The sequence below is a fragment of the Streptomyces bohaiensis genome (genome assembly GCF_012033785.1).
In the GTDB taxonomy this organism is placed as follows: domain Bacteria; phylum Actinomycetota; class Actinomycetes; order Streptomycetales; family Streptomycetaceae; genus Streptomyces; species Streptomyces bohaiensis.
In genome coordinates, this window is sequence record NZ_JAAVJC010000257.1 from 1 (window position 1) to 6,670 (window position 6,670).

The following is a 6,670-nucleotide window of genomic DNA, read 5'->3' on the forward strand; positions in this document are numbered from 1 at the left end:
GTGCCGGTCGCCCCACGCGCGGGGGCGACCGGCACGGCACGGCGGTGGTCTCAGCCGCCCGGCGGCACCAGGCGGTACCCCACCCCGCGCACCGTCTGAATGATCTCGGGGTGGTGCGGGTCGTCGCCCAGCCGCTCCCGGAGCCGCCGGATGTGCACCGTGATCGTGTTCGACCGCCGCGCGCCGTCCCCCCACAGCTCGGCGCGGATCCGGTCGCGGGTGATGACCTTCTCCGCATGCTGCATCAGCAGGTGCAGCAGCTGGAACTCGCGCAGCGGCAGCCGCCCGGTGGGGACGCCGTGCATCCGCACCTCGTAGCTGCCCGGGTCCAGCGTCAGCGGCCCGCAGACCAGCGGCTGGTCCCAGCCGCGGGTGCCCCGGTCGGCCAGGCTCAGCAACTGCGCCACCTCGCGCGGCCGGTAGGGCCGCGCCACGCAGGCGCTGGCCCCGGCCGCCAGCGCCGGCCCGACCTGCTCGGTGTCGCCGGGCCCCACGCCCAGCACCACCGGGATCGACAGCCGGCGCCGCACCAGCCGCAGCACCGTCGCGCCGTCCAGCAGCGGCAGGTCGGCGGAGACCAGCAGCACGTCCGGCTTGCGCAGTCCGGCCTCCAGCAGCGTCACCGCGCCGTCGGCGCAGTGCACGACGGAGACCTGGTACTTCGCCAACTGCGCCGTCAGACCCTGCCGGATGCGCTCGTCGGAGTCGGCGAGCAGCACCACCGGGTGGGAGCCCAGGGGGATGCGCAGCGTCGCCGGGATCAGCGGTTCGGGGCCGGGGGCCTCGTCCACCGCCGGCTCAGCCGAAGCGGCCGGAAATGTAGTCCTCGGTGCGCTGGTCGGCGGGGCGGTTGAAGATCCTCTCGGTCGCGTCGTACTCGACCAGGCGCCCATGGCGCACTCCCTCGCTGTCGGTGTCGGCAGTGAAGAAAGCGGTGCGATCGGAGACGCGGGCCGCCTGCTGCATGTTGTGGGTGACGATGACGATGGTGAACCGGTCGGCGAGCTTCACCATCAGGTCCTCGATGCGCGCGGTGGCGATCGGGTCCAGCGCCGAGCACGGCTCGTCCATCAGCACCACGTCCGGGCGGACCGCGATGGTGCGGGCGATGCACAGCCGCTGCTGCTGCCCGCCGGAGAGCGCCAGACCGCTCTGCTTCAGCTTGGCCTTCACCTCGTCCCACAGCGCCGCGCCGGTCAGCGCCTCCTCGACCCGGTCGTCCAGCTCGGACCTGGGCATCCGGCCGTCGATCCGCAGGCCGTAGGCGACGTTGTCGTAGATCGACTTGGGGAACGGGTTGGGCTTCTGGAACACCATGCCGATGCGCCGCCGCACCTCGATGGCGTCGACGTCCTCGCCGTAGAGGTCCGCCCCGTGGTAGCTGACCTCCCCGGCCACCCGGGCGCCGGGCACCAGGTCGTTCATCCGGTTCAGGCACCGCAGCACGGTCGACTTGCCGCAGCCCGAGGGGCCGATCAGCGCGGTGATCTCCCGCTCGTGGATGTCCATCGAGACATCGCGGACGGCGCGGTGCGCACCGTAGGAGACCTCCAGCCCCGCAAGCCGGAACACCACCGGGGCGGCGGGACGGGCGCCGCCGGAGCCGGAGTCGTCCGGGGCGCCGGCGCGCGCCGGTATCGACAGGTCTACGGGCATCGGCGGGCTCCCGGGGCGTTGGCTGGGTTGTCCGGCACGGACGTTCACCATGTAACGAGCCGTGGGTAGCGGGTTGCACGGCGTGGGGTGAATCCGGGATGAACAACGGCGTTCCCGCAGGTTCGGCCCGGCCGCCGCCACGCAGCCACCGGGCGCCCCCGCCGGCGGCCGCCCCCGAACGGCTCCGCGACGGGCCGCGGGCGCCCCCGCTCGGGAGGCGTCTGCGCCGTCGCGTCCGGAGCCGCGCCGCGCAGATCAACAGAACGCCGCGCCGGGCCGGTTGGCCGTCATCCGGGGTTTCGGAGCCCCGCGGTCGGTAGCATGCGGAGCCGTGGGCATCGACGGTGAACGACTGGTACTCGACTACCTCAGCAAAGTGGGCGACCTCGCCCACAGCGCCAACATCCCCTCGGCCGAGCGCCGCGAACTGGTCGGCAAGCTGCGCGACGAGATCGGCCGCCGGCGGTCCGCCGTGCAGGGCCAGGAGCGCGACGCCGACGTCAGACGCATCCTCGGCGGCATCGGCCGCCCCGAGGAGGTCGTCGCGGCCGCCGGGGGAGCCCCCGAGTCCGCACCGTGGCAGTCCGCGGCCTCCGCCACCGCGGAGGAACCGGCGGAGAGCCGCGGCCGGTTCGGCAGGTTCGGCCGGGCACTGACCTCCCGCGCCGCCGGGGACGAGCGACGCCGGCCGACGCCCGAGGCGCCCGCCGCCCCGGCGGCGTCCCCCGGGGCCGCCGAGGTCCCCGCCGCGCGCCCCGCCCCCGACGAACTGGTCGACCTCGACCTGCCCGACCCGCCGACCGCCGCCGACCGTGCCGTCCCCACCGAGTGGCGCGACGGCGCCATCGGGGCGTTCACCGGCGGCATCATCGAACCCGACATGCTGCGGCCGCCCGCCGAACCCGACGACCGGGTCGCCCCGCCGCCGCCCGCCGACCCGCTGGCCAAGCCCGGCGACGGCGGCAAGGGTGCCGATGCGGGCGCGCCCGTCCCCGCCACCGACGCCGCGGGCGGAAAGGCGCCGGCCGCCGCCAGCGGCGAGCCCGGCCCCAAGGGCGCCCGCGGCCTGCGCGGCGCCCTCCGCGACCGGACGGCGGGCAAGCACGCCGGCGGGCCCGTCGAACTCTTCGGCGCGCTGCTGCTGATCGGCGGCGCGGTCATGGCCGAACTGCTGCCGATGCTCGGCGGCTGGCTGCTGGCCTGGTGGGCGCCCCGGCTCAGCCGACCGGTGGCCAAGTTCGCGGTCCTCGGCATGCCGGCGCTGGTCGTCGGCGGCTGGTTCACCTGGCTGTTCGGCCGGGTGAACGAGTACTGGGGCGAGCCGCTGGAAGGGGAGGTGCTCCGCACCGCCCTCGGTGACCACTGGCCGGCGCTGCTGCGCGGTGCCGCGCTGGCCACCGCGCTCTTCCTGCTGTGGCGCTCGCTGCGCCGCCCGCCCGGCAAGGCCTGAGCGCGCGGCGAACGGAGCAGGCCGCACCGCCCCGGCCCGCGTCGTCGCGTGCGGGGCGGTGTTTCTCACACCCCGTGGGCGGCGCGCGGCGCCGGGGCGTGACCGAGAATGACCAGATGCCCACGACGAACCCCGCCCCCGGACCCACCGTCGGTTTCGACCTCGACATGACCCTCGTGGACACCCGCCCCGGTATCCGCAGCACCTACCGCGCCCTCGCGGAGGAGTCGGGCGTCCACATCGACGCCGACCTCGCCGTCTCGCGCCTGGGCCCGCCGTTGACCTGGGAGCTGAAGAACTGGTTCCCCGAGGACCGGGTGCCGTGGGCGGTGGACCGCTACCGGGCGCTCTACCCGGACCACGCCATCGCTTCGTCGCCGCTGCTGCCGGGCGCCGTCGAGGCGCTGGACGCCGTCCGCGGCGCCGGTGGCCGCAGCATGGTCGTCACCGCCAAGATCGGCGTCAACGCCAGGATGCACCTGGACTTCCTCGGCCTCGCGCCCAACTTGCTCTTCGGTGACCTCTGGGCCGAGGCGAAGGGGGAGGCCCTGCGTGAGCAGGGCGCGACGATCTACGTCGGCGACCACGTCGGCGACGTGCGCGGCGCCCACGCGGCCGGCGCGCTCGCGGTCTCGGTGGCGACCGGTCCCTGCGCCGCGGACGAACTGCGCGAGGCCGGCGCGGACGTACTGCTCGCCAACGGGCTCAAGGACTTCCCCGGCTGGCTGGAGGAGCACCTCGCCACCGCGACCGGCCGCTGAGGCCGCCCGCCCGCACGGACCCCGCACCGCGCCGACCACCGCGCCGACCACGGCACCGCACGGACCCCGCGCCGCGCCGTCCGTGCGGAACGTCGGCCGTGCCGCGCGGGTGCCGCGACCCTGGCGGCGGTCCCGTCCCGGTTCCGGTTCCCGGAAGGGTCAGCCGGCGGCGGCCGCGCGGTCCCGGCGCCGCTGGGCGGCGATGGACCGCGCCATGCCGGCGCCGGCAACGGCGAAGCCGAGCCCCATCAGCATCGAGACGACATACGCCGCGACGGGGAACGGTTCGGTCCCGATGAACATCGGGACGAAGGTGATCAGGGTCGCCACCGCGCCCACGGCGAAGATGACGCCGCCGACACGGACCAGCAGGTCACCGGGGGAACTGACGCGCTCAGGGCTCTCACTCACCCCTCCAGCGTAGAGGGCGCCGCCGAGACCCCGGCGCGCACCCCGACCGGCTGCCCCCGCCCCGCCCGGCGGGCGCCTGCCCCGGCGTGGGTGTGACGTGATCGGCGGCTTCGGTCCGTCTCGGCAGGGGTGGGTGGGGCCGGTGGTGGGTATCCATTGCGCGAGGCTTCGGGGACGACGGCGGGTAGCACGACCGACCTATAGCCTGACCTGCGACGACTGTGGTTCGGCTGACTGTGGAGCGAGGTGTGCTTTGCCTACCGGCAAGGTGAAGTGGTTCAACGCCGACAAGGGCTTCGGCTTCCTGTCCCGCGACGACGGCGGCGACGTCTTCGTGCACTCCTCGGTGTTGCCCGAGGGCGTGGACGTCCTCCGTCCCGGCCAGCGCGTGGAGTTCGGCGTGGTCGCCGGGCAGCGGGGCGACCAGGCGCTGTCGGTGACCGTTCTCGACCAGGTGCCGTCCGTCGCCGCCGCCCAGCGGCGCAAGCCGGACGAGCTGGCCTCCATCGTGCAGGACCTCACCACGCTGCTGGAGGGGGTCACCTCCCAGCTGGAGCGCGGCAAGTACCCGGACAAGCGCAGCGGCGCACAGGTGGCGGGGCTGCTCCGCGCCGTCGCCGACCAGCTCGACGTGTGAGCCGGGCCGCGCCGACCGCGCGGCCGCTCCCGTCCCCGCCCGGCCCGTCCCCGCGCGCAGCGGTGGCGGGCCGTCGGCGTGCCGCGGCACGGCTCGGCCGCGCGGGGCCGCGCGTCAGTCGAGGGTGACCGGCGGGACCAACCCTTCGGCTGCGGCGCGGTCGAGGAGTTCGCGGACCGCCGCCAGCCCCTCCTCGCCGAGCTCCGCGGTGAACTCGTTGACGTAGAGCGCGATGTGCTGGTCGGCGACCTCGGGCTCCATCTCCTGGGAGTGGGCCAGCACGTAGTCGCGTGACGCCTCCGGCCGCTCCCACGCCTGGCGGACCGAGGCGCGGATGGCGTCGGTCAGTGCCGCGATGCGTTCCGCGCCCAGCGAGCGCTTGGCGATGATGGCGCCCAGCGGGATCGGGTGGCCGGTGGTGTCCTCCCAGAACTCGCCGAGGTCGGCGAGGCGGTGGAGCCCGAAGCGCTGGTAGGTGAACCGCGCCTCGTGGATGACCAGTCCGGCGTCGACCCGGCCGTCGCGCACCGCGGGCATGATCTCGTGGAACGGCAGGACGACGATCTCGCCGACGCCGCCGGGGACGTGGGCCGCCGCCCAGAGGCGGAACAGCAGGTAGGCGGTGGACCGCTCGCTGGGGACGGCGACGGTCCGGCCCGAGAGGTCGGCCGCCGTCGCGGGCGCCGCGGTACCGGCCGTGCCGCCGCCGGTCTCGTCCGTGCCGCGGGTGAGCACCAGCGGCCCGCAGCCGCGCCCGAGGGCGCCGCCGCACGGCAGCAGCGTGTAGGTGTCGAGCACCCAGGGCAGCACGGCGTACGAGACCTTCAGCACCGAGCCCTCGCCGCGCTCCGCCATCCCGTTGGTGACGTCGATGTCGGCGAAGGTCACCTCCGGCGGCTCGGCGCCGGGGACCAGCCCGTGGGCCCACGCGTGGAAGGTGAAGGTGTCGTTGGGGCACGGGGAGTACGCGACGTCCAGCGCGGTACCCGGCGCGGGCGCGGCCGACGGGCCGGCGGTGGGGGTGGCCTCGGTCATGGTGTCTCCTCGGCGGGCGGGACGTCGGTGGGCGGGACGTCGGCGGATGGGACGTCGGCGGGCGGGACGTCGGTGGGGTGCGGAGCAACGCCGCTCGGCGCGCCGGTCGCCCCCGAGGCGGCACCTGCCGCCGCAGCGGTGAGGGCCGGGCCGGCGGCCCGGAAGGCGGTGGTCAGCGCCCGCAGCGCGTCGGGGATGCGCCACGCGGCACGGTCGCGGGGACCGACCGGGTTGGAGACCGTGCGCAGCTCCAGCACCGGGACGCCGGCACGGGCCGCGGCCTCCGCGACGCCGAACCCCTCCATCGCCTCCGCGACGGCGCCGGGGTGACGGGCGGTCAGCTCCGCGGCGCGCTCGGCCGTGCCGGTGACGGTGGAGACGGTGAGGATCGGCCCGGTGTGCGCGCCGGTCAGCGCGGCCACCTCCCGGACGAGCCCGGCGGGCGGCTCGTGGGCGACCGTGCCGAAGCCGAGTGCGGTCACGTCGGCGAACCCGTCGGGCGTCACCGCGCCGAGGTCCGCCGCGACCAGCGCGGTGGCGACCGCGACGGCCCCCAGCGGGACGCGGGGCGCGAATCCGCCGCCGATGCCCGCCGAGACGACCAGACCGTACGGCCGGTCCTGCGCCTGGGCGGTGGCCAGTTCGGCGGCGGTCACCGCCGCGGCGGCGGCCGGACCGACGCCGGCGGCGACAGCGGTGACGCCGGGGCAGCCGGCGGCC

The 6,670-nt window shown here is 75.8% G+C and carries 8 protein-coding genes; 3 read left to right on the forward strand and 5 right to left on the reverse strand.

The features are described 5' to 3' along the window. Positions 1-50: 50 nt before the first annotated feature. Positions 51-791 (reverse strand): response regulator transcription factor, encoded by a 741-nt coding sequence (locus HCN52_RS20195; protein ID WP_312876798.1) that lies wholly within the window; start codon positions 789-791, stop codon positions 51-53. Between the two features lie 7 nt (positions 792-798). Continuing rightward, positions 799-1,656: a phosphate ABC transporter ATP-binding protein PstB gene (gene pstB, locus HCN52_RS20200; RefSeq protein ID WP_168089877.1), complete on the reverse strand. Its 858-nt coding sequence runs from the start codon at positions 1,654-1,656 to the stop codon at positions 799-801. A 331-nt stretch (positions 1,657-1,987) separates the two neighbouring features. Here pstB and HCN52_RS20205 point away from each other — a divergent pair, with 331 nt between their 5' ends. Continuing rightward, a complete protein-coding gene (locus HCN52_RS20205) occupies positions 1,988-3,106 on the forward strand; it encodes a hypothetical protein (RefSeq protein WP_168089878.1) in 1,119 nt (372 codons plus the stop codon). A gap of 116 nt (positions 3,107-3,222) precedes the next feature. Then, positions 3,223-3,867: an HAD family hydrolase gene (locus HCN52_RS20210; RefSeq protein ID WP_168089879.1), complete on the forward strand. Its 645-nt coding sequence runs from the start codon at positions 3,223-3,225 to the stop codon at positions 3,865-3,867. 159 nt (positions 3,868-4,026) lie between these two features. On the opposite strand, the gene HCN52_RS20215 is transcribed toward HCN52_RS20210, so the two are convergent. Further along, the gene (locus HCN52_RS20215) at positions 4,027-4,278 is read right to left on the reverse strand and encodes a hypothetical protein (protein ID WP_168089880.1); all 252 of its coding nucleotides are present in this window, start codon (positions 4,276-4,278) and stop codon (positions 4,027-4,029) included. 253 nt (positions 4,279-4,531) lie between these two features. Here HCN52_RS20215 and HCN52_RS26000 point away from each other — a divergent pair, with 253 nt between their 5' ends. Further along, the gene (locus HCN52_RS26000) at positions 4,532-4,915 is read left to right on the forward strand and encodes a cold-shock protein (protein WP_167970411.1); all 384 of its coding nucleotides are present in this window, start codon (positions 4,532-4,534) and stop codon (positions 4,913-4,915) included. A 114-nt stretch (positions 4,916-5,029) separates the two neighbouring features. On the opposite strand, the gene HCN52_RS20225 is transcribed toward HCN52_RS26000, so the two are convergent. After that, positions 5,030-5,950 carry a 1,4-dihydroxy-6-naphtoate synthase gene (locus HCN52_RS20225; RefSeq protein ID WP_168089881.1) on the reverse strand — a complete coding sequence of 307 codons (921 nt, stop codon included), beginning with the start codon at positions 5,948-5,950 and terminating at the stop codon, positions 5,030-5,032. Beyond that, positions 5,947-6,670 (reverse strand): futalosine hydrolase (locus tag HCN52_RS20230; protein ID WP_168089882.1); only part of this gene is annotated, 724 nt, incomplete at its 5' end. The genes HCN52_RS20225 and HCN52_RS20230, both read right to left, overlap by 4 nt.

Bases quoted from the DNA above. Each gene is read 5' to 3' on its own strand.
- pstB (WP_168089877.1), bottom strand. From the start codon at position 1,656: ATGCCCGTAGACCTGTCGATACCGGCGCGCGCCGGCGCCCCGGACGAC.
- HCN52_RS20210 (WP_168089879.1), top strand. From the start codon at position 3,223: ATGCCCACGACGAACCCCGCCCCCGGACCCACCGTCGGTTTCGACCTC.
- HCN52_RS20225 (WP_168089881.1), bottom strand. From the start codon at position 5,950: ATGACCGAGGCCACCCCCACCGCCGGCCCGTCGGCCGCGCCCGCGCCG.